This window comes from Clostridium sp. UBA7791 (assembly GCF_002480755.1).
In the GTDB taxonomy this organism is placed as follows: Bacteria; Bacillota; Clostridia; order Clostridiales; family Clostridiaceae; genus Clostridium_J; species Clostridium_J sulfidigenes.
The window spans coordinates 106,831-130,105 of the sequence record NZ_DLCT01000001.1; the positions used below are offsets into that span (position 1 = coordinate 106,831).

Below are 23,275 nucleotides of genomic sequence, written 5' to 3' on the forward strand. Positions count from 1 at the left end.
ATGATGTAAAAAATTAAGATTTATGATTAAATTACGGAGAGTGTTAATATATGTTAGAGAGATTAGGTTTTTTAGAAAACAAATATGATGAATTATCAAATATGATTAGTGATCCTAGTATTATGGCTAATCAAAAGGAGTGGCAAAAACTTTGTAAAGAGCATGCAGAATTAGAGATAATAGTAGGAAGGTATAGAGAATACAGAGATGCTGAAAATGCATTAGCTGAAAATAAAGAAATGCTAAATGAAGAATCAGATAGAGAAATGAGAGAGATGATTCAAGAAGATATAAAGGCATTAACGGAACAATGCGAGAAGTCTAAGGAAGAAATAAGAATATTATTATTACCTAAAGACCCTAATGATGATAAAAACGTATTTATAGAAATTAGAGGTGGAGCTGGCGGAGATGAAGCAGCTTTATTTGCAGCCAATTTATTTAGAATGTATACAAGATATGCAGAGCGTAACAGATGGAAAGTAGAAATAATGAGTGCTAATGAAACTGATATCGGTGGATTTAAAGAAGTAGTATTCATGGTTAAAGGTGATAAGGCTTATAGTAAACTGAAATATGAAAGTGGAGTGCATAGAGTTCAAAGGGTACCTGACACGGAATCAAGTGGTAGAATCCATACATCTACAGCCACTGTTGCAGTACTTCCAGAAGTTGAAGACGTAGATATCGACATAAATATGAATGATATAAAAATAGACGTATTTAGAGCTTCAGGAAATGGTGGACAGTGCGTTAATACAACAGATTCAGCAGTAAGAATGACTCACTTACCAACAGGACTTGTAGTTTCATGCCAAGATGAAAAATCCCAGCTTAAAAACAAGGAAAAGGCTATGAAAATATTAAGAGCTAGACTATATGAAGCAGCAGAAGCAGAAAGAGCTAAAGGAATTGCAGATGATAGAAAGAGTCAAGTTGGAACTGGAGATAGAAGTGAAAGAATTAGAACCTATAACTATCCTCAAGGAAGGGTTTCAGATCACAGAATAGGATTAACTCTTTATAAACTTGAAGCTTTCCTAGATGGAGATATAGATGAGATGTTAGATGGGTTAATAACTGCTGACCAAGCCGAAAAAATGAAGGCAATGGGAAATGGTATTTAGGTATTAAATTTTGTAAGGTGGAGGATTACTTAATGGATATAGATAAAGTCCTAAAGAAGCAAAGAAAATCTTACAAAAGGTTTATGCTATCTATGGGCTTTATTTTTATAATATTGCCTATAGTGTTGCTTATAGCTAAACAAATAAATATATTTTTTATTATATATCTTTGTGTTATTGAAAGTTTAATATTATTTTCTGTACTAATGAGATACAATGAAGAATATTTAAAGTTTCAATTATATGAAGATAAAATACTGATATCTATTTTAGGTGGTAGAATAAAATATAAAATTCACTATAGTAAAGTAGCAATTATTCATACAATACCTCAAGAAAAGTACTTTGATATATTGATAATAACAAAGTCTAAGTTTAGAAATAAAAGATTGAGATTGGTTACGAATAAAGTGCTAGAGAGATTCAGTGGTATAGGGAAATATTATGTTAAAGTAAAGATGCCTAAGGATGATGACTATTATTACTTTGTAGTAAAACGAGGTGGAGTAAAGAAATATATGCTATTAGATTTACTTTTTAAGTATTGTGTAACTGCTGTATTTACTGAGGATGCTATAGCTAATATAAAAGAATATAGAAAACAGAATAAAATATAGAGTTTATAAATATATTTTACTAATAATAATTTTCAAGGAGAAATTATGAATAGTACTATATTTATAATAGGAGTTTTTTCTGCTATAGTATCTCTAATAGGAACTATGGTTGGTGCATTAATTGGAGTATCCTTAAAAAATCCTACTGACAAGTTATTAGGAGTTTTATTGGCAGTTGCTACAGGAATAATTATATCAATAATTTTCTTAGAACTTATACCAGAATCAATTGATAAGATTGGCTTTATTAGAACTCTCATAGTTATAATTATTGGAGTAATAGTTATATATTTTATAGATTGTTTAATTAAAGTAAGTAGCCACAGTAATGATAGAAATCCAAATATGATAAATCATACAAAAGTTGCAATATTAATGGCTTTAGGGTTAATGATGCACAACTTTCCAGAAGGCATTATAATGGGTTTTGGATTTGTTAAAGGTTCGGGATTAGGTATAAAGATGAGTATATTAATATCAATTCATGATATCCCAGAAGGAATTGCCATGGCAACACCGTTAATAGCTGCTGGAAAGAAACCATTTAAAATTTTATGGTATAGTTTTTTAGTAGCATTTCCAACTGTTATAGGAGCCTGGATAGGTATGTTAATTAATTCTATATCATCTGCATTTTTAGGCTATAGTATTGCCTTTGCCAGTGGAATTATGCTTTATGTAGCTTTTGGGCAAATGCTTCCGGAAAGCAATGAATTGCATAGTAGTTATACAAATGCAATGTGGATTATATTTGGAATTATATTTGGGTTTGTAATGATAAATTTATTTTAATGGATTATTGAAGTGGGTGTTAATAGGTATGAAAACAAAAGTTGTGATGTTAAGTGAGAAGACTCCAGATAAAAGTGTGATAAAAGAAGCAGGAAAAGTTATAAAAGATGGTGGCCTTGTAGCCTTCCCTACGGAAACCGTATATGGATTAGGTGCTAATGCGTTAGATAGTGAAGCAGTATCTAAAATTTTTATGGCAAAGGGTAGGCCACAAGATAATCCTCTGATTATTCATGTAGGGGATTATAATATAGAGCCCTATGTTAAAAATGTACCAATTGTAGCAAGAGAAATAATAAAAAAGTTTTGGCCAGGACCAATAACCATAATACTTGAGAAGACTGAACTAGTTCCACAGGTTACTAGTGCAAAGTTGCCTACTGTGGGAATTAGAATGCCACAAAATAATATCGCTATAGGTTTAATAAAAGCCGCTGGAGTACCTATAGCAGCACCTTCAGCTAATATATCCGGTAGACCTAGTCCTACAGACATGGAAAGTTGTGTTGAAGATTTAGAGGGAAAGATAGACTATATATTAGGAGGAGAAAATAGTATTGTAGGTGTAGAATCAACTATAGTAGATTGTACAGTTTCACCTATATGTATTTTAAGACCAGGCGCTATAACCTTAGAGATGTTAAGGGAAATAGATAATAAGGTTTATATAGATCCATCTGTATTATCAAAGCCTACAGAAGATTTTAAGCCTAAGGCACCAGGAATGAAATATAGACATTATGCACCGAAGGCTCCTGTGAAGATAGTAGACGGTGATATAGATAAAGTTGTTGCAAAAATTAATGAAATAGTATTAAATTATATTAAACAAGGTAAAAAAGTTGGAATTATTGCAACTGATGAAACAAAATCTTTATATAATAAAGGAACTGTTATTTCTATTGGAGCAAGATGTGATATAGAAGATATAGGTAAAAATTTATTTAGAGTTTTAAGAAGTTTTGATAGTATAGACATTGATATAATTCTTTGTGAAGCATTTGAAGAGAGTGGAGTAGGTACTGCAGTAATGAATAGACTAAAAAAAAGTGCTGGCTTTAACATATTAAAAGTATAATTGGAGGGATAAATATGAAAATAGCAATAGGTAGTGATCATGGTGGTTTAAGATTAAAAAAAGAAGTAATTAAACATTTAGAAAAAAAGAACATAGAAGTTAGGGATTATGGTACATATACAGAAGATTCTTGTGACTATCCAGATTTTGCTGAAAAAGTGGCTGAAGCAGTAGTTGCTAAAGAATATGATTATGGAATTTTAATATGCGGTACAGGAATTGGAATAAGTATATCAGCTAATAAAATACCAGGAATAAGAGCGGCGCTATGCAGTGATACTTTTAGTGCACATGCTACTAGAGAACATAATAATGCCAATATATTAGCAATGGGAGAAAGAGTTGTAGGAACCGGACTTGCTTTAGATATAGTTGATGCATTTCTTGGATCAACCTTTGAAGGTGGAAGACACGAGAATAGGGTTAACAAGATAATGGAGATAGAAAAAAAATATAATAAATAATTTTAGGAGGATAAGAACATATGAGTAAAGTTACACAAATAGACCATCCATTAATACTACATAAATTAGCATTCATGAGAGATATAAATACGGGGTCTAAGGACTTTAGAGAATTAGTAGAAGAGGTTGCTATGCTTATGGCTTATGAGGTTACTAGAGATATGCAACTAGAAGAAGTAGAAATTGAAACTCCTATAGGAATTACAAAGTGTAAAGTTCTTGCAGGAAAGAAAATGGCAATAGTACCTATATTAAGAGCTGGACTTGGAATGGTTGATGGAATGCTTAAGCTTATACCTGCAGCTAAAGTTGGACATATAGGTATGTATAGAGATGAAGAAACTTTAATGCCAGTAGAATACTTCTGTAAGTTACCTCAAGATATAGAAGATAGAGATATTATAGTAACTGACCCAATGCTTGCAACTGGAGGTTCAGCTATAGATGCAATAAATGCTCTTAAGAAAAGAGGGGCTAAAAATATAAGACTTATGTGTCTTGTTGGAGCTCCTGAAGGAATAAAAGCTGTTATGGAAGCACATCCAGATGTAGATATATATTTAGCTTCAATAGATGAGAAATTAAATGAACATGGATATATTGTTCCAGGATTAGGTGATGCTGGAGATCGTTTATTCGGAACTAAGTAGTATATTATTACAATTGTAATATTGCCCTGATTAGATTTAGATTTCTAATCAGGGTATTTTTCTAATAAAAATAATATTAACATATTAGATTGCATACAAAAAGGAGCCCTAGTTAATACTAGAGCTCCATATATTATTTAGGTAAATTTTATCAAATTGGGGGAATGGGAGTTATTTACCAAAATATCTTTGTAATAAACCGTTGAAAGCAGCACCGTGTCTAGCTTCATCTTTGCACATTTCATGAACTGTATCGTGAATTGCATCTAGGTTTAATTTTTTAGCTAATGTAGCAAGGTCTTTTTTACCTTGGCAAGCACCATGCTCAGCATCAACTCTCATTTGTAAATTAGTTTTTGTATCTGCTACAACTACTTCTCCTAATAATTCAGCAAATTTAGCTGCGTGTTCAGCTTCTTCAAATGCTATTCTCTTATAAGCTTCAGCTACTTCAGGATATCCTTCTCTATCTGCTTGACGACTCATTGCTAAGTACATTCCAACTTCTGTACATTCTCCAGTAAAGTTAGCTCTTAATCCTTCGATTACTTCTTGATCAACTTCTGCTGCAATTCCTATTCTGTGCTCATCAGCCCAAGCTAGGTTGCCTTCTGATTTTTCTACAAATTTATCAGCACCTGCCTTACATACTGGACAAAACTCTGGAGCTGAATCTCCCTCGTGAATATAACCACATACTGTACATACAAATTTTTTCATAAATATTTCCTCCTTAAATCTTCATATTATAATAATTTTTGTTTTTAGATTTTCTCGATGTATTTATCTTATGAACTTATTATATACTATTAAATAATAATTATCAAGAGAAAATTATTATTTTTTATTATTTTTTTAGGTAATAAAAAAATAATATAACTTTATTATATTACTTAATAAGGTTAAGATTATATAATATTCTGTATTTTAATATAAAGTTCAAATATTTATAATTTAGTTTAGTATAGAAATAGCACCGATATGATACAATAAAAATAACCTTAAAGGGATAAAAATAAAGCAATAAGCCAAAAAACAATGTTTCTATAGAGGAGAGTAGCCCTCATTAGTTAGAATTTTGAATAAGTTAGTAAATATTTAATCAATATTAAGTAAAATTAAACGGAGCATCCGTTTTTCTAATAAATGCAATGCATAAAAAATTGCATACAATGAATATACAATTATATACTTTTTTATATATAAAGTGTAATGTAGAGGTTTAAATTGATTTATTAGAGTTTATTAGGGAACATTTTGGTAAGAAATCTTTTAATTCAGAAAATAATTGATATTTTAAATTCTTTTGACTACTTATTGTAAATTTTCAGTTTTAACAGACAAATGAATAAAAGTTTTTTGGAATAATCCTTTTATTGTAAAACCTCAAAAAATGTAGCAAAGCAGAGAGAACTTGTACTATTATTGATTATTTACTTCTTTAGAACTAATTTGACCTAATTTGGTGAAAATTTAGGTTTTAGAAGATTTGAACCTAGATGTATAATATCATATATGCAAAAGCGAGGTGGTCCAATCCAATGAATAAAGAGTGCTCAGAGGTTATTAAGCTTGTTGGCTTATTTGATTCTATTATAGGAATTATAGTTTCATTAATTTTAATGTTATTCTTTAACTGGATATCCTGGTTTTTTTTATTGGGGATAATTTGTAGTTTTGTGAATTTTATTATTAACTCACTGACAACTGAAATGATTATTATGAAGGATAAGAGATTTAAAGGTTTATTAATACTTTTATCCTATATAGTTAGAATAGGGCTTGTTTGTGGAATATCTCTCGCTATAATTAAGAAAAGTGAGGTGAGCTTTTTTATTTTTATTGCAGGATATACGGCTCAGCTATTAGCTATATTATGTTATGGTTTTAGCTTGAAGAGCCAGAAAGGAGTATGATGTTATGGAAGAAATGGCACCTTTGTTTGCAATTAATATCTTTGGATATAAATATGAAGTTATGTCAAGTGTTTTTATACAATGGGTATTTATTGCATTAGCATTGGTTTTATCCATTCTATATAGTAGAAAGGTTAAAAAAGTTCCAGGTAAGGTACAAAGTATTGTAGAAGTTGGAATAGAATTTTTATCTAATGTAGTTAAAGATAACATGGGACCAGGTTCAAGTCCTTTTATTCCTTACATAGGATCCTTAGGAATTTATTTATTTTTATTAAATATGGTAGGGTTATTTGGAATAAAGCCTCCTACATCAGATTTTAGTGTAAGCTTAGGAATTGCACTTACTACTTTTTTTGTAATTCAAGGGCATACTATTAAAAAGTTAGGTCTTTGGGGTTACTTTAAAGGATATGCATCTCCTGTTCCATTATTGTTACCAATAAATATAATGGAGAGGATTATGCTTCCAATATCATTAAGTCTAAGACTTTTTGGAAATATCTTTGCAGCAACAATGATTATGGAACTTCTATACGGAGCTCTTACAGGATTAAATTTTATTGCAGCAATAGGATTACCTATACCGTTCCATTTCTATTTTGATATATTTGATGGAACCATACAAATGATTATTTTTGTAATGTTAACAATGATTAATATTAAGATTACAGCAGAACATTAAAAACTAAATTTAACTAAATAAAAATTATTAATAGTAAATTACTATAAATATAAAAAATATTTATTTTTGAGGAGGAATTATAAATGGATTCAGCAGCTTTTATAGCAGGAATGTCAGCATTAGGAGCAGGTATAGCAGCACTTGCAGTTATTGGTGGAGGATTAGGAACAGGAAATGCTACTGGTAAAGCAGTAGAGAGTATAGCAAAACAACCAGAGGCTAGTAGTAAAATTATGAGTGCTTTAATAGTAGGGGGAGCTTTATCAGAGGCAACAGCTATATATGGATTTTTACTTGGATTATTATTAATATTATTCGGAGTAAAAGGTTAATATCTTAGTAAAAATATTGAGAAGGAGGGTGTAGTTCCATATCTTAATTAGTTACATTTTGAAGAAGATATAGTAGGTAGTGTAGTATATATTTGTGATTAAATTAAGAGGATGATGTGGAACGTAGCTTATGAATATTGATTGGAGTATTATAGTACCATCAACCATCAATTTCTTTATATTTTATTTAATACTAAGAAAATTTGTGTTTAATAAGACTTTAGCAGTTATCAATACTAGAAAAGAAGAAGTGGAAAGTGCTTTCAAAAAGGCTAGGGATGAAGAAGAAAGAGCGAAGTTATTAAAACAAAAGTATGATGAAGATGTTAAAAGATATAGAAATGATGGCTTGAAATTAGTAGAGAGTTATAAGCAAAAAGCTGATAAAGTATATGCTGAGATAGTTGAAGACTCACAAAGAGAAGTAGCTAACATAAAAGAACGAGCTACTAAAGAAATAAAAAGAGAAAGAGAAAAAGCTAGTAAAGAAATTAAGCAAGAAATTATTGATTTATCCATGAAACTTGCTGAGAAAACTTTAGAGAAAGAAATCAATGAAGAAAGTCACAGAGAGTTAATTGATAAATTTATAGCTAAGGTAGGTATTTAAAAATGTATGAATTTTTAGATAGGCGGTATGCTCTAGCTCTTTATGAAATGTGTAAAGAAGCAGGTAATATAGAAACTGTTTTGGAAGAACTAGGTGAAGTAGTTGAGGAAATGGATAATAATGAAGGACTTATAAAGATTATCAGAAATCCTCAAATTAATAAGCACAATAAAAAGAGAATATTTGAGGAATTATTTAAGGGTAAGATAGAGGATGAACTTTTAAGTTTTTTACTATTACTTATTGACAAAGGAAGGATACTTTATCTGAGGGAAAAGTATAATCAGTTTAGATTAGTATACCTTAAAAATAATAATACCGTTGTAGCTAAAATTAAGTCTGTAATTCCATTAAATCATAATGAACGAGAAACTATTAAAAGTAAGTTAGAAAAACGTTATGAAAAGACAGTAATAATAGAGGAAGAAATAGATAAATCTCTATTAGGTGGAATGTTAATCTCTGTAGGAGATGAAACCATAGATGGAACTATTAAGACTAAACTTATGGATCTTAAGAATATATCAGAAGGTAACGTAGGTAGATATAACTTTAGTGAGCTTAATAAAGAATTATTAGCAGATATTATAACAAATAAACCTCTAAATGAAGAAGAAACAAAAAAATTAAGAGGTTGGTTAATGGATTTCTATAGTAGAGAAATTGTCATAAATAATATAGTAGATGAGTCTTACAAAGATGATATCAAAGTTATTATAGGTGAAGATATAACTACTAAAGCTACAATTGATGAGATAGTTAATAGTGAAAAATGTAAGATTGGTAAGGCTAAATCTCAAGAGTGTATTATAGATTTAGATGAAAAAGGTAAAATTCTTAATGCCACAGTTAGGACTGTAATTCCACTAACTGATGAAGAGAGAATTAAGTTAACTAAAGGACTTGAGAAGTTCTATAGTAGAAAAATAGTAATCCATGAAGAAATAGATGAGAGTATAGTTGGTGGAGTATTAGTTAAAATAGGAAATGATATTACTGATGGAACAGTAAAAAGTAAGCTTAGATATGTTAGAGATGACATGTAATACAGGCTTTAAATCGTGGTGAGAATAGAGGTGGAATCATGCATATTAAACCAGGTGAGATAACATCTATTATAAAAAGAGAATTAGATAGATATGAAAGTCACATTAACACTATAGATTCTGGAACCATAATCCAAATTGGAGATGGTATAGCTAGAATATATGGATTAGATAATTGTTTAGAAGGAGAGCTATTAGAATTTCCTAATAACGTATACGGAATTGCCCTTAACTTAGAGCAAGACAATGTTGGATGCGTATTATTAGGTTCTGAAGAAGGTATCAGAGAAGGCGATATAGTAAAAAGAACGGGTAGAGTAGTAGAAGTACCTGTTGGTGAAGCTCTTGTAGGAAGAGTTGTAGATTCTCTAGGAAATCCTATCGATGGTAACGGAATGATAGTAACTTCAGAATATAGAGCTGTAGAAGTAGAAGCTCCGGGAGTTATAGAGAGACAATCAGTAAAAAGTCCTATGCAAACAGGTATAAAGGCTATAGACTCTATGATTCCAATTGGAAAAGGTCAAAGAGAGTTAATTGTAGGAGACAGACAGACTGGAAAAAGTGCATTAGCAATAGATGCTATCATAAATCAAAGGGGTAAAAATGTAACTTGTGTTTATGTAGCTATAGGTCAAAAGCAGTCAACTGTTGCTAATATAGTTAATACACTAAAGGCTGAGGGGGCTATGGACTATACAATAGTTGTAGCTGCAACGGCATCACAATCTGCATCTCTTCAATATTTAGCACCTTTCTCAGGATGTTCAATGGCTGAATATTTTATGTATAAAGGTGGAGATGCACTTATAGTATATGATGATTTGTCTAAGCACGCTGTTGCTTATAGAACTATGTCATTATTACTTCGTAGACCACCAGGAAGAGAAGCTTATCCAGGAGATGTATTCTATCTTCACTCAAGACTTTTAGAAAGAGCTTCAAAACTTTCTGATGACTTAGGAGGAGGATCATTAACTGCTCTTCCAATAATAGAAACTTTAGCAGGAGATGTTACAGCATATATTCCTACAAATGTAATATCTATAACAGATGGTCAAATTTTCTTAGAATCTGACTTGTTCCATGCAGGTCAAAGACCAGCGGTAAATGCAGGTATATCAGTATCTAGGGTTGGAGGAAATGCGCAAATTAAAGCTATGAAACAAGTATCATCAACCCTTAGAATAGAACTTGCTCAATATAGAGAACTTGTGAACTTTACTCAATTTGGATCAGATTTAGATAAGGAAACTGTTAAGAGACTTGAAAAGGGTAAAAGACTTATAGAAATATTAAAGCAAGGACAATATGCTCCTATGGATGTAGAAAAGCAAGTAATAATAATATATTGCGGAGTGAATGATTTCTTAAGCGATATTCCAGTTCATAAGGTTAAAGCCTTTGAAAAGGAATTTTTAGAATATATAGGTACTCATTATAGAGACATCCCAAGTTCTATAAAAGAAAAACAAGAATTAGATTCAGAAATAAAAGAAAGACTTAATATGGCCATAACTGAATTTAAAAAAGTATTTTTAACTGAAATTTAGAGATATCACCTAAATTTTTAGGAGGTGAAAATATGGGCGTTGCAGGATTAGTTATTTTAAAAAAGAGAATAAAATCTATAGAGAATACAAAAAAGCTTACTAAGGCTATGGCCTTAGTAGCAACATCTAAACTAAAAAAGGTAAGGGTATCCTTATATACAAATGACACGTATTTTAAAAGCTATAGAGAAGTTATGAATGAAGTAATTCCATCACTGCCAAAAGAAAATAGATATATGCAATCCAATGGAAGTAAAAAGAAATTAATCATTGTTATAACTTCAGATATGGGAATGTGTGGTGCCTATAATAATAATGTTATAGATAAGCTTAAAGGGATAACTAAAGGCCATGAAGAGGATTATTTAATAGCAGTTATTGGTGAAAAAGGTAAAAGCTTAGCTAAGAGACATAGGATTAAGACATTAGATAAATATAATCAAACTATCTCTGATGTGCCTACAGCTACTGAAGCTAAGAGTATCTTTGAGTATAGCTTCAATATGTTTAGTGAAGAAAAAGTAGGAGAAGTAAGTATACTTTATACTTGGTTTAAAAATCCAATAGTAAAAGAACCAAAAGAGTGTAGATTATTGCCTCTTACTTTTGAAGAAAGCGAAGAAGACCATATTGGTGAAGATGAATTTGATATAGAAGGAAACAAAGAAGAGCTTATAGAGTCAATAGTACCATCCTATTGTAATGCAATGATACTTAATGCAATGATAAATTCTAAGGCTTCAGAACAGGGAAATAGAATGGAGACAATGAATAGTGCGACTCAAAATGCAGATGAATTAATAGCTTCTTTAAGGTTAAAATATAATAGGGTTAGACAAGGGGCTATCACTCAAGAGATTTCAGAAATTATTGGTGGAGCTCAAGCACAAAGTTAATAAGCCATTATATAGTAACCTATATAAAAAGTATAGATAGGAGGAGTTATATTTAACTTATATATTAATATAGTTAGATGTAGCGAATTAATATGGCACAACGTATTGGTAAAGTAGTTCAAATTATTGGACCAGTAATAGATATAAAATTTGACACAGACTCATTGCCTAACATTTATAATGCAATCCAAATTAAGATGGATGGTAGAGTTATTGTTGCTGAGGTTGAACAACATATAGGTGATGATATAGTTAGAACTATATCTATGGAATCAACAGAAGGACTTAAACGTGGAGTTAAGGCTATAGATACAGGAAGACCTATTGAAGTGCCTGTAGGAGAACAGGTACTTGGAAGATTGTTCAATGTATTAGGTCAAACTAAAGATGGAAAAGGTCCTCTTGATACTAATAATTATTATACAATTCATAGACCAGCTCCAAGCTTTGCTGAGCAATCTGTGGAACCAGAAATGTTTGAAACTGGCATAAAGGTTATAGATTTAATAGCACCATATCAAAAGGGTGGAAAGATAGGACTTTTTGGTGGTGCAGGAGTTGGTAAAACTGTACTTATACAAGAATTAATCAACAATATAGCTAGAGAACATGGTGGATTATCAGTATTCACTGGTGTAGGAGAGCGTACAAGAGAAGGAAATGACTTATACAATGAGATGCTAGATTCAGGGGTTATAAATAAGACAGCTTTAGTATTTGGACAAATGAATGAGTCACCAGGAGCTAGAATGAGAGTTGCACTTACAGGACTTACTATGTCTGAATACTTCAGAGATAAAGGTCAAGATGTATTATTATTTATAGATAATATATTTAGATTTACTCAGGCAGGTTCAGAGGTTTCTGCATTATTAGGTAGAATACCAAGTGCTGTAGGATACCAACCAACCCTAGCAACAGAGATGGGGGCATTACAAGAACGTATAACATCTACTAACAGTGGATCAATTACTTCTGTTCAAGCAGTATATGTTCCTGCTGATGACCTTACTGACCCAGCACCAGCAACAACATTTAGCCATCTTGATGCAACTACAGTTCTATCTAGAGCTATAGTAGAGCTTGGAATATATCCTGCGGTTGATCCATTAGAATCAAGCTCAAGAGTACTAGATCCTAGAATTGTTGGTGAGGAACATTATGAAATATCTACTCAAGTAAAGTACATTCTTGAAAGGTATAAAGAACTTCAAGATATTATAGCTATATTAGGTGTAGATGAATTATCAGATGAAGATAAAATTCTTGTTAATAGAGCAAGAAGAGTTCAAAGATTTTTATCTCAACCTTTTACAGTAGGAGAGCAATTCACTGGTTTAAAAGGTAGATATGTTCCTATAAAAGAAACAATAAGAGGATTCAAGGAAATATTAGAAGGTAAACATGATCATTTACCAGAGTCAGCATTCTTATTTGCAGGAACAATAGATGATGTTATAGAGAAAGCTAAGACTTTGGGTTAATATTATTTTGGATGTGATAAAATATGAAAAAGGTCTTTAAGCTTATAATAATTACTCCAGAGAGTGAGTTTTTTAAAGGAGATGCAGTCTCTTTAAACTGTGAAACTACAGAAGGCAGACTAGGAATTCTTCCAGATCATTCTGCTATAATTGCAGGACTTGTACCAACAATAACAACCTTTGAAGATGTAGATGGAAAGAAGTACAAAGTTAATACTTCTGACGGAGTCCTAAAGGTAAGGAAAAATAATGTTAGTATTCTCTGTACTATAGCACAATGGGTAGAATAAATTTCGGTACCATATATTTCAAATATTTATATAAACAGAGTTCTTAGCTCTTCGAAGCTTAGAACTCGTTATCCAGGGACGTAGCAGCTCTTTACTGCCACTTTGAAGAAGATGGGAGTATTAGAGCTGGTAGTCATCGGACAAACTAAAAGGAGCACATTAAATGATATGAAAATCATTTAATGTGCTCCTTTAAATTACCTTGGAATAAAATTCAACAATAATTCAAAGTAATAAAAATATTTTGAGAATAGTAATGCTATATATAGTATTACTACATATAATAATATTATACATATTAAGTAAAAGGAGAGGTGTTATTGGAAATAGATAAAGAGTTATTAAAAGGGTTTATAGACATTTTAATTTTATCTATTATTAAAGGTAATGATTATATTTATGGATATAACATAATGAAACTAGTTAATATAGCTGCTGAAGATAACTTTGAACTTCAAACAGGAACTTTATATATAGCTTTAAAAAGATTAGAAAAACAAAATTTTATCACATCTAAAGTAATAGAAGGAGATAATGGAATTAAAAGAAGGCATTATTTAATTACAAAAGAAGGTGAAGTTCAACTTAATAAATTGAATGGAGATTTTAATAAGATAACAGAGCTTATTTTAAAGTTTAGAGAGGGGGCAGTTAATGGTGAATAATCTAAGTATTAAGTTAAAGAGGAAAATAAATAGATACTTAAGAAAGCTCTTTAGTTCAGCTTTTGAAGATACATTAGAAGTTAAAGAATTAAAGGAAGAATTAAAAAGTTACATTATAACTGAAGTTAGTGATTTAGTAGAATCAGGTAAATCTGAGGAGAAGGCTTTTGAAATAGCTAAAAATAATATAGGGAATAATTCTGACTTTGAGGAAGGAATATCAGGTATATTTAATAATACTAAATATTTATTTATCCTTAAATCTAGTTATGTATGTATGATTATATATATAATTATTCAATTGCTTGTGCGACTAAAGATTATAGGCATTATAGATATATCACATTATAACCTTAGAATCATGTCTAAATTTAGTTTTATAGTATTCATAATAGGAACTATCATATTTTTTATATGGACATTTATGAATTTTATTTTTACAAGTCGAACCTTTAAGTTTAAGATTCAAGCTATTGTTATAAATATCTTAAATATTTTTATTAGTATGTTATGGGTTATGGCTTCTAAAGGGGTAGTCAATGTTTTTAGAGTAGAAAAAAGTTTTTATATAGCGTTATTTTTAGATATGATTTTATATTTTACTGTATATAGTAAAAAGGTTTTTAAATTTAAATAAAATTAGGATGTGTGAATTATGATAAAAAAGATTATATCAGCAATAATGTCATTCATGATGGTAGGCATGTTTTTAGTAGCCTGCACACCGAAGAAAGATGATGCAGAAGAAAACATAAGAGGATTTATAGAAAGGCACTATGTAGCAGATAAAGATGATTTAGAAGCCTGTGGTGATTATGTTAAAAATGGAATTGGTATAGGGGACAATTTAAACAAAAAAGATAAAGAGATGGCAGAGTATATGACTGAAGAAGGATTTGATGGATATAGAATTAATAGAACTCTTTTTTATAGATTTAAACTACTTTATGAAAAAAATTGCACATCAGAAATAAAAGATGTAGAGATAGTGGAAAAAGAAAAGTCAGATGATATGAGAAGATTTAATGTTAAGTTCAATTGGATTATAAAAAATGATAAAGATGAGATAGTTAAGGAGCATAAGGTAGATAAAGATATATATCTTTCAGAAGAACATGGTAGTTGGCTTATAAACCAGTATAACAAGTTAGAGATATTATATGGTGACTTTAACTTTAATATGGTATAGTTAATATTTTTATATAGATTAATCCAACCTTATCTTAAATATGTACCATAGAGGGAGAAAATAGAAAGATAATTTATGTGATTTCATAAATTATCTTTTTATTTTCTACATTACGTTGAAAAGTAATTTATTTATGAACACATTTTAAAAGTTGCTATATATTATTAGTATAAATAAAAATATAACTTATTACATTATATGTAAATATGAATAAAAAAAGTAAAAAGGTTAATGATTTAATATAAGTGGATTTATTCTTATATTAAGGTGGGATATGTATGAAGTTATATATTAAGTTATTAATTGTGGTGATGTTCACATTAAGCATATTAATTATACGGGATAAAACCTTTTATGGGAAGAGTGAAGAGGATATGTTTAGTGGAATATTAAATAGTGTAAATGCTTCTACTGAGGAATATGTAGTGGAGGGCAGGTTTTATAGTCAAGAAAGTAAAGAAAATATATATGAAACTATAATAACTAATATAGAAAAGGCTATGGGACAAGTTTACCAAGAAGTTAATAAGGACTTAAGTTTTAAAATAGATTATAACCATGAAGAATATGATGGAAGGATTTCAATAGCTGATTATGGTAAAGGATATGATGTTGTACTAAGAATTTCTATTTGTAAACCTAATTTAGATATTGATGAAGAAAAAACTGTAGAAAAGAAAATTAAAGAAATTTTATCCCCAATTAGTAGTAAGGTGGAATACTCGCTATATGTAAAAAGTAAAATCTTAAACGGCACAATAGATGAAACAAGAGATGTGATTTTAAAGCGATTATATTTAAATAAAGCACAAAATATTGATGAAGTAGAAATAAGTAATGGATATAGTATTATAAGCAATACAAATTTATACGATAAAGAAATAATACTAGGTGAGGAGATAGATTTTAACTGTGCTATAGTTAGATATTCCTCAGGATGCTATTTAATAATGGGGACACCTGTAATCAGGATAACATACTAAGAAATAGCATTTTAAATGGAGGATTAACATGAGTAAATTTTATATAAATGGAAACCGTAGATTAAAAGGGAGTGTAAACATAAGTTCAGCCAAGAATGCTGTATTACCAATACTAGTGTCCACTATACTAACAGATAGTGTATCAACCATCAATGGATCACCTATGCTAGAAGATGTATTTGTACTATGTGAGGTATTAAGATCTCTTTCAGCAGAGGTTAATATAGATAGAGATAATAATAAAATTGATATTAATACAAAAAACTTAAAATATGAAGGTATAGATAATGACTTAGTAAGAAAAATGAGAGCATCTTTCCTAGTTATAGGAGCTATGGTAGCTAGATTTGGAAAGGCAAAAATTTCTCTGCCTGGAGGATGTAAAATAGGATCTAGACCTATAGATTTGCATTTGAAGGGACTAAAAGCTTTAGGAGCAACAATTAAAGAGGAACACGGATATGTTGAAGTAGTTGCAGAACAATTAGAGGGTAATACAGTTTATTTAGACTTCCCATCTGTGGGAGCCACAGAGAACTTGATGATGGCTGCAACTCTTGCTAAAGGAGATACTTTTATAGAGAATGCAGCTAAGGAACCTGAGATAGTAGACTTAGCAAATTTTTTAAATAAAATGGGGGCTAAGATTCAAGGTGCAGGAAGTGGTAAGATATGCATAACAGGAGTAAAAAGATTAGAAGGAGTTTCGTATACGCCTATATTTGATAGGATTGAAGCAGGAACATTTATAATAGCAGCACCCATTACAAAAAGTAAAATTACAATAGAAGGTGTGGATGAAGAACATCTCAAGTCAGTGATAGTTAAATTACGTGAAATGGGTGTTAAGATTGATGTATTCGGAAATAAAATTGTTGTAGATGGAGATGTAGAATTAAAACCCACAGATATTATGACTATGCCTCATCCAGGATTTCCAACAGATATGCAATCACAAATGATGACATTATTAAGTATTACCCATGGAAGAAGTAGTGTGACAGAAACTATATTTGAAAATAGGTTTATGCAGGTGGCAGAGTTAAGAAGGATGGGAGCTAATATTAATGTTAACGGAAGAATTGCGACAATAGAAGGTGTTAAAGAGCTTACAGGAGCTGAAGTAGTAGCACCAGATCTTCGAGCAGGAGCAGGACTGGTTTTGGCAGGTTTATGTGCTAAGGGTGAGACTATAGTAGATCACATATACCATATAGATAGAGGATATGTAACAATAGAGGATAAACTCAATGCCCTAGGCGCAGAAATAACTAGAATATAATTATACTTTATATAGCTCAGCTTTTAATTTAAGGCTGGGCATTTTTATATTTACAAAATTATAAGCATATTACCATAAATATAATAATAAATATAACTAAGTCTATCTAGTATAGGAGAGAAGTTTATTTATTAGGAGGAAGAAAAGTGAAGTACTATGGGAGGATTAAAATAAATATTAATTATGATAAAGCTATAGTTGTTATTAAACCAATATTGATGGTGGCTATTTATTCAGCAGTATTACTAGGATTTCTAATATTATCCTATAAATTGATATTAGGTGAAGGAGGTAATATAGGTAAAAAAGGAAATGACTCATCACAGGCTATAGAAGTGATGCAATCTAAAAATAAAGGTGAGAAATCAAATAAGGGCATTTCCTTTAAGCTAGATGTAGATACAATAAAGGTTTATTTGACAAAGGAAAATAGGATTATAGAGGTGCCTTTAGAAGAATATATTAAGGGAGTAGTATGTAGTGAGATGCCATTAAACTTTAATAAAGAGGCTTTGAAGGCACAAGCTATAGCAGCAAGGACATATACCTTAGCTCATACAAAAGCTGTATCAAGTGGATGTGCCAATGGAAGAGGAGCAGATTTGTGTGATACTGTTCATTGTCAGGTATATACACCCAAAGAAGTAAAAATAGCTCAGTTAGGTATAGGTGGAGAAAATAAATGGAAACTAGTTGAAGATGTGGTGAATGAGACTAGAGGACAAGTGTTAACATATAATAATGAATTAGTATTGGGGGCGTATTATTTCTCTACAAGTAGTGGAAAAACTGAAAATGTTGAAGATGTATTTTCTACAGCACTACCTTATCTTAGAAGTGTTGAAAGTTTAGGTGAAGATATTGCACCAAGATATAAAAGTACGGAAACTATAGACATAAACAGATTTGCGCAAGTGGTTAATAGCAGTTATAGTAATGCAAATTTATCACCAGCTAATCTAGAAGATCATATTAAAGTAAATAATTATACAGATGGTGGGTCAGTGAAAGAAATAACCCTTGGTAATGTTACTATAACAGGGGTTAAATTTAGACAGTTGTTTGGATTGAATTCCGCTAACTTCTCTTTAGAGTTTTTAAATAATCAAGTTGTTATAAATTGTAATGGCTTTGGTCATGGAGTAGGTATGAGTCAATGGGGAGCTAATGTAATGGCTAGTCAAGGCAAGAGTTGTGAAGAGATTTTAAAACATTATTATACAGGTATTGAAATAAAAAAAATCAATGAAAATTAGAAAGAAATAGGGCTTTTGCCCTATTTTTTTAGTTTTTAGCAAAAAAATATGAAAAAAATGAGATAAATAAGAAAAAAATTTTCTTATAGTGTATTAATTTCCCAATAAACGTCCACAATACTGATGGAGGTGTTTTTATGAACAATAAACTTAACAAAGTGAAGCAATTTTTCAAAAAAGAAGGCTTCTATGTAATTTTATTTGTTTGTCTATGTGCTGTTGCTACAGTTGCAGCTATAACAGCTGGAAGAAATAACAATAAAAATTCTGAAGAAGATAAAGTAGCATTAGAACAAACAGAAAAAGAAGTTGTAACTCAACCAGAAAAACCTGAGAATGCACTACAAGTTAAAGAGGAGCTTGAGCCAGTACCAACAGTTAAGAATAATGATACTGCAGCAGTTTCATCTCAAACTAAAGTTAGTTTTAAAAATCCAGTAGAGGGTACTTTAGGTAGAGCATATTCTGAAGATCCAGTATATTGGGCAACAACTAAGAGTTATAAAAATCACTTAGCTATGGATGTTAAAGCTGCAGAAGGTTCAGCAGTTGTAGCAGTAAGTGCTGGAGTGGTTAAAAAAGTAGATGCAAATACAGAAGGTACCTATGTAGAAATAGACCATCAAAATGGACTAACTACAATATATGGAAACCTTAAAGAACAGGTTCTAGTTAAAGCTGGAGATAAAGTTACAGCTGGTAAAGAAATAGGAGCTGTAGGTAAAACTACAAACCTTGCATATGAGGAATATGGAGATTATCTTCACTTCCAAGTATTACAAGATGGAAAAGAAGTAGACCCAGCTAAATATGTTAGTTATAAGAAATAACTAAAATAGAATTAATATTCTTGCTAGCTTTAAAACTTTAAAGTAAAAGGCTAGCAAGAATGTAATTTAAATAAGGAAGTTAGCATATTTATAATTATAGAAGGGTTAAGGAGGTAACGCTTTGAAAGACTATATTGAAGATAGAGTACTAGAAGTAGCAAAATATATAATAGAATCCGAGGCTACAATAAGAAAAACAGCATCGGTATTTGGTGTAAGTAAAAGTACAATCCATAAGGATATGACTGAGAGATTACCTAAAATAAATGCTCAAATAGCAGAGGAAGCAAAAAACATCTTAGATCTAAATAAAGCTGAAAGACACATTAGAGGTGGAAAAGCTACTAAAATGAAATATAAAACAATTGAAGGTTAGGTAGAATAGTAATATAATAGGTGTATATTGTTTTAGTAAATATTGTATAGTATTTCAATAAGAAGAAAATACTAGAGAGCAGGAGTGAATTTTAAGATGTTTTTTTTCGGTGTAGGAACAGATATGGGAATAGACCTAGGTACGGCTACAGTACTGGTTTACACAAAGGGTAAGGGTATAATACTAAAAGAACCTTCAGTTGTAGCAATAGATAAAAGTGCCAATAAGGTCTTAGCAGTAGGTGAAGAAGCTAGAAAAATGATAGGTAGGACGCCAGGAAATATTGTTGCAATTCGTCCACTTAGAGATGGGGTAATATCAGATTATGATGTTACAGAAAAAATGTTAGAGCACTTTATTAAAAAAGCTTGCGGTAAGAGAAAGATGTCAACACCAAGAGTTGTAATGTGCGTACCATGTGAGGCTACTGAAGTAGAAAGAAGAGCTGTTGAGGATGCGGCAAGAAATGCAGGAGCTAAAAAGGTTTTATTAATTGAAGAACCTTTGGCAGCAGCTATAGGAGCGGGGTTAGACATAACTAAAGCTAGTGGGAATATGGTTATTGACATAGGTGGAGGTACCACCGATATAGCAGTAATTTCTCTAGGAGGAATGGTTGTAAGAGAGTCTATTAAAGTTGCTGGAGACGATTTTGATGATGCTATAATTCGTTACATAAGGAAAAAGCATAAATTAATGATTGGAGAAAGAACAGCAGAAGAACTTAAAATAAACATTGGATGCGCATATCCTAAAGATGAGGACATTAAGGCAGAGATAAGAGGAAGAGATCTTATAACTGGACTACCTAAAAATATCACAGTTTGTTCTAGTGAGATGGAAGAGGCATTAAAAGAAGCTGTTACTTCCATAGCTGAATGTGCACATTCTGTACTAGAAAAAACACCACCTGAACTGGCTGCAGATATAGCTGATAAAGGTATAATAATGACTGGTGGAGGAGCTTTATTAGATGGATTAGACAAACTCATTGAAAAAGTTACTAATGTACCAGTATATGTAGCAGAAGATTCAGTATCTTGTGTAGCTGTTGGAACAGGAAAAATGCTTGACTATGTAGATAAGTTAGACGATTCGTTTACAGGATATAATGTTTCAATAAATAGTTAAGATGTACAAGTTAGAATATTAAACCTATATTTTAAATTATGTAAATAAATTTATATGATGTCCAACAATAGAAGTTAAAAATAAAGGTTATATAAATATAAAAATGTGATTTAATATACCTACTATGCAAAAAAATATTTGTATAGTAGGTATATTTTATTTTGTATCATTTCTAGTTGGTGTAAGTAACTCATTTTCTATGAAAGGGAGAGTTAATAAAAACTATAATTATATCTTCGAAATTAATGGTTGTTAAAAAGATTTTAATAGTATAAATAAGTCCATGTACTGTATATAATATCTAGGTAATAATCGTTCATCATTAATCACATAATGAGCTGAGATAATACCCATGAACAAGTCCTTGAGTTATTACTTTAGAGATTTCCAAAATTAGATTTAATCGTATATTTCTACTTGTAAAGGGTTCATCAATATCGCTAGAATCGACAATACCTATTATTGATATATCACCTACGGGAGAAAGAGATTTACCAACACCTTTTCCAGGATTAATGGGGTAATCTCGAACTTGTATCTCGCCAATTTTATTAGGAGGACCAAGACAAGCATCGATACCAATAATTTTAGAATCTGGATGTTTTAATTTTATATCCGATAGTTTACTATCTAAATTTAATGCGTGTATAGGATTAGCTATAGTTCCATAGACTGGCAATGGGAAAAATTTTTCTTCTAACATGCTACCAATAAGAGGACCTAAGCAGTCTCCAATGCATCTATCAGTTCCTATACAAACAATAATTGTGTTTGCATTTAATTCATCTTTTAAAAAGTTGGATAAGGTATAATAACCTAATGAATCTTTGTAATGAATCTTAACTTTGCTCACAGAAACACCTCCATATGAATTTATATGAAGCAACTTCGGTATAAATTCTAAAAAATATGGAATAATTTAGATAGTTTTTATTTAAGGAGGATATGTTATGAATAGAAAGGGATATTCTGTAATCATAATTCTATATACAATAGTAAATATAATAGCGTTAGTGAGCTTTAATATAAGTAATGAAAACTTATATTACAAAGAGGAAAATAAGGTTATAGCTAAAAGCAGTGAGAAAGCTGAAAATTATAATAAAGAAATTACTACTGGTATAGAAAAGGAGAATATGGATGCAAATACTTCACAGGATTTAATTAAGAATAATGGGGTTAATGAAACTAGTGTATCAGATGAAGAATTAAAAAAAAGAAGAATTGAAGCTAATAGAGAAAGGCAAAATCAGCTAAATCAAATTTATAAGAGTGATAATGAAATAGTTAAAACTGATGAAATCGAGTTTGACAAATATAATAAGCAAGTTAAGGAAAAAAACAAAGTAATGAAGGTACCACCAGAAGAATTAATAGATGAGTTAACAATTTCAGAGAAGGCAAAGATAATAGGTATATGCAAAGCGTTGAATGAAGAAGACTATTCAGAGATAAACGAATTCCTTACTTATAATAATGAACGATTAGCTGTATTAAGAACTCTCAATGTAATAGAGCGTAAGGTAGATGAAGAGCAAATAGAAGAATTAAAGAAAATATTTTCTAAATATATAGATATGGACAAAGTAGAAGGAAATTAATTATATAAATAACTATTTAAATATAAACTTATACTTATAGTTCTCTAGGAAAATAGATATCTAGTTTCCTAGAGAACTATAAAAATAGTTGTTCTGTTCATGCGAGTTTCAGGTATTATCCTGTAAGAAATAAATTAAATATATTGAAATAATAGTTTATTATTAATGCTTTTAATTAGTATAATGATTTAAATTTAAGTGACGAAATGCCTAAAATGAAAAAATTATGATTAATTGAGAAAAAAACAATAAAATTTTTATAAAAATATTGAAAAAAGGGGTTGAAAAAAAATCAATATAATTGTATACTAAGTCTTGTCAGTTTAGTGACATTTTTATTTATGTAAAAGATTGGGAATTAGCTCAGGTAAGCTAATGTGAAAATCTAGTTATATTAAAATTATGGAGGAGTTCCCGAGTGG

At 30.4% G+C, this 23,275-nt stretch carries 27 protein-coding genes; 25 read left to right on the forward strand and 2 right to left on the reverse strand.

Annotated features, from left to right (window positions below):
- Positions 1-50: 50 nt before the first annotated feature.
- Genes prfA through upp form a run of 6 tightly spaced genes read left to right on the forward strand, consistent with a single transcriptional unit; the run spans position 51 to position 4,728 of the window.
- Positions 51-1,127: a peptide chain release factor 1 gene (gene prfA / locus B3Z56_RS00515; RefSeq protein WP_035135375.1), complete on the forward strand. Its 1,077-nt coding sequence runs from the start codon at positions 51-53 to the stop codon at positions 1,125-1,127.
- 32 nt (positions 1,128-1,159) lie between these two features.
- A complete protein-coding gene (locus B3Z56_RS00520; protein WP_150846296.1) occupies positions 1,160-1,744 on the forward strand; it encodes a hypothetical protein in 585 nt (194 codons plus the stop codon).
- A gap of 45 nt (positions 1,745-1,789) precedes the next feature.
- Positions 1,790-2,536 carry a ZIP family metal transporter gene (locus B3Z56_RS00525; RefSeq protein WP_346846996.1) on the forward strand — a complete coding sequence of 249 codons (747 nt, stop codon included), beginning with the start codon at positions 1,790-1,792 and terminating at the stop codon, positions 2,534-2,536.
- Positions 2,537-2,564: 28 nt separating this feature from the next.
- The gene (locus B3Z56_RS00530) at positions 2,565-3,614 is read left to right on the forward strand and encodes an L-threonylcarbamoyladenylate synthase (RefSeq protein ID WP_346878043.1); all 1,050 of its coding nucleotides are present in this window, start codon (positions 2,565-2,567) and stop codon (positions 3,612-3,614) included.
- 14 nt (positions 3,615-3,628) lie between these two features.
- Positions 3,629-4,078, forward strand: coding sequence for a ribose 5-phosphate isomerase B (rpiB, locus tag B3Z56_RS00535; protein ID WP_150846299.1), 450 nt, complete (start codon positions 3,629-3,631; stop codon positions 4,076-4,078).
- A gap of 20 nt (positions 4,079-4,098) precedes the next feature.
- Positions 4,099-4,728 carry a uracil phosphoribosyltransferase gene (gene upp, locus B3Z56_RS00540; RefSeq protein ID WP_035135383.1) on the forward strand — a complete coding sequence of 210 codons (630 nt, stop codon included), beginning with the start codon at positions 4,099-4,101 and terminating at the stop codon, positions 4,726-4,728.
- Between the two features lie 171 nt (positions 4,729-4,899).
- Here upp and B3Z56_RS00545 read toward each other — a convergent pair whose 3' ends face one another.
- The gene (locus B3Z56_RS00545; protein WP_035135384.1) at positions 4,900-5,448 is read right to left on the reverse strand and encodes an NADH peroxidase; all 549 of its coding nucleotides are present in this window, start codon (positions 5,446-5,448) and stop codon (positions 4,900-4,902) included.
- Positions 5,449-6,269: 821 nt separating this feature from the next.
- Between B3Z56_RS00545 and B3Z56_RS00550 the strand changes: the two genes are divergently transcribed.
- From B3Z56_RS00550 to B3Z56_RS00635, 18 genes are all read left to right on the forward strand, one after another.
- Positions 6,270-6,644 (forward strand): ATP synthase subunit I, encoded by a 375-nt coding sequence (locus tag B3Z56_RS00550; protein WP_035135386.1) that lies wholly within the window; start codon positions 6,270-6,272, stop codon positions 6,642-6,644.
- Between the two features lie 4 nt (positions 6,645-6,648).
- Complete coding sequence (locus B3Z56_RS00555) at positions 6,649-7,329, forward strand: F0F1 ATP synthase subunit A (RefSeq protein ID WP_035135388.1); 681 nt, start codon at positions 6,649-6,651, stop codon at positions 7,327-7,329.
- An 83-nt stretch (positions 7,330-7,412) separates the two neighbouring features.
- Positions 7,413-7,661, forward strand: coding sequence for an ATP synthase F0 subunit C (gene atpE / locus B3Z56_RS00560; protein ID WP_035135390.1), 249 nt, complete (start codon positions 7,413-7,415; stop codon positions 7,659-7,661).
- Between the two features lie 130 nt (positions 7,662-7,791).
- Positions 7,792-8,271, forward strand: coding sequence for a F0F1 ATP synthase subunit B (locus tag B3Z56_RS00565; RefSeq protein WP_035135392.1), 480 nt, complete (start codon positions 7,792-7,794; stop codon positions 8,269-8,271).
- Positions 8,272-8,273: 2 nt separating this feature from the next.
- Positions 8,274-9,317 (forward strand): F0F1 ATP synthase subunit delta, encoded by a 1,044-nt coding sequence (locus tag B3Z56_RS00570; RefSeq protein WP_346846998.1) that lies wholly within the window; start codon positions 8,274-8,276, stop codon positions 9,315-9,317.
- A gap of 38 nt (positions 9,318-9,355) precedes the next feature.
- On the forward strand, positions 9,356-10,870 hold the full coding sequence (atpA, locus tag B3Z56_RS00575) for a F0F1 ATP synthase subunit alpha (protein ID WP_346846999.1): 1,515 nt from the start codon (positions 9,356-9,358) through the stop codon (positions 10,868-10,870).
- Between the two features lie 32 nt (positions 10,871-10,902).
- Positions 10,903-11,766: an ATP synthase F1 subunit gamma gene (atpG, locus tag B3Z56_RS00580; RefSeq protein ID WP_346847000.1), complete on the forward strand. Its 864-nt coding sequence runs from the start codon at positions 10,903-10,905 to the stop codon at positions 11,764-11,766.
- A gap of 92 nt (positions 11,767-11,858) precedes the next feature.
- Positions 11,859-13,250: a F0F1 ATP synthase subunit beta gene (gene atpD / locus B3Z56_RS00585; protein ID WP_346847001.1), complete on the forward strand. Its 1,392-nt coding sequence runs from the start codon at positions 11,859-11,861 to the stop codon at positions 13,248-13,250.
- A gap of 23 nt (positions 13,251-13,273) precedes the next feature.
- On the forward strand, positions 13,274-13,540 hold the full coding sequence (locus tag B3Z56_RS00590; protein ID WP_346847002.1) for a hypothetical protein: 267 nt from the start codon (positions 13,274-13,276) through the stop codon (positions 13,538-13,540).
- 320 nt (positions 13,541-13,860) lie between these two features.
- Positions 13,861-14,205, forward strand: coding sequence for a PadR family transcriptional regulator (locus tag B3Z56_RS00595; RefSeq protein ID WP_346847003.1), 345 nt, complete (start codon positions 13,861-13,863; stop codon positions 14,203-14,205).
- Complete coding sequence (locus tag B3Z56_RS00600; protein WP_346847004.1) at positions 14,195-14,842, forward strand: permease prefix domain 1-containing protein; 648 nt, start codon at positions 14,195-14,197, stop codon at positions 14,840-14,842. The genes B3Z56_RS00595 and B3Z56_RS00600 overlap by 11 nt, the downstream gene beginning before the upstream one ends.
- Positions 14,843-14,860: 18 nt before the next feature.
- Positions 14,861-15,394: a hypothetical protein gene (locus B3Z56_RS00605; RefSeq protein ID WP_346847005.1), complete on the forward strand. Its 534-nt coding sequence runs from the start codon at positions 14,861-14,863 to the stop codon at positions 15,392-15,394.
- A 278-nt stretch (positions 15,395-15,672) separates the two neighbouring features.
- Positions 15,673-16,377 carry a hypothetical protein gene (locus B3Z56_RS00610; RefSeq protein WP_346878044.1) on the forward strand — a complete coding sequence of 235 codons (705 nt, stop codon included), beginning with the start codon at positions 15,673-15,675 and terminating at the stop codon, positions 16,375-16,377.
- Between the two features lie 28 nt (positions 16,378-16,405).
- Positions 16,406-17,659 (forward strand): UDP-N-acetylglucosamine 1-carboxyvinyltransferase, encoded by a 1,254-nt coding sequence (murA, locus tag B3Z56_RS00615; protein ID WP_346847007.1) that lies wholly within the window; start codon positions 16,406-16,408, stop codon positions 17,657-17,659.
- A 146-nt stretch (positions 17,660-17,805) separates the two neighbouring features.
- Positions 17,806-18,915 carry a stage II sporulation protein D gene (gene spoIID / locus B3Z56_RS00620; protein WP_346847008.1) on the forward strand — a complete coding sequence of 370 codons (1,110 nt, stop codon included), beginning with the start codon at positions 17,806-17,808 and terminating at the stop codon, positions 18,913-18,915.
- A gap of 137 nt (positions 18,916-19,052) precedes the next feature.
- Positions 19,053-19,745, forward strand: coding sequence for a M23 family metallopeptidase (locus tag B3Z56_RS00625; RefSeq protein ID WP_346847009.1), 693 nt, complete (start codon positions 19,053-19,055; stop codon positions 19,743-19,745).
- Positions 19,746-19,866: 121 nt separating this feature from the next.
- Positions 19,867-20,121 carry a sporulation transcriptional regulator SpoIIID gene (gene spoIIID, locus B3Z56_RS00630; protein ID WP_035135408.1) on the forward strand — a complete coding sequence of 85 codons (255 nt, stop codon included), beginning with the start codon at positions 19,867-19,869 and terminating at the stop codon, positions 20,119-20,121.
- A gap of 96 nt (positions 20,122-20,217) precedes the next feature.
- Entirely contained in the window at positions 20,218-21,252 is a 1,035-nt protein-coding gene (locus B3Z56_RS00635; protein ID WP_346847010.1) for a rod shape-determining protein, read from the forward strand.
- A gap of 322 nt (positions 21,253-21,574) precedes the next feature.
- Here B3Z56_RS00635 and yyaC read toward each other — a convergent pair whose 3' ends face one another.
- Positions 21,575-22,105 carry a spore protease YyaC gene (gene yyaC / locus B3Z56_RS00640; RefSeq protein WP_035135412.1) on the reverse strand — a complete coding sequence of 177 codons (531 nt, stop codon included), beginning with the start codon at positions 22,103-22,105 and terminating at the stop codon, positions 21,575-21,577.
- A gap of 97 nt (positions 22,106-22,202) precedes the next feature.
- Here yyaC and B3Z56_RS00645 point away from each other — a divergent pair, with 97 nt between their 5' ends.
- Complete coding sequence (locus B3Z56_RS00645) at positions 22,203-22,853, forward strand: hypothetical protein (protein ID WP_346847011.1); 651 nt, start codon at positions 22,203-22,205, stop codon at positions 22,851-22,853.
- Positions 22,854-23,275 lie beyond the last annotated feature (422 nt).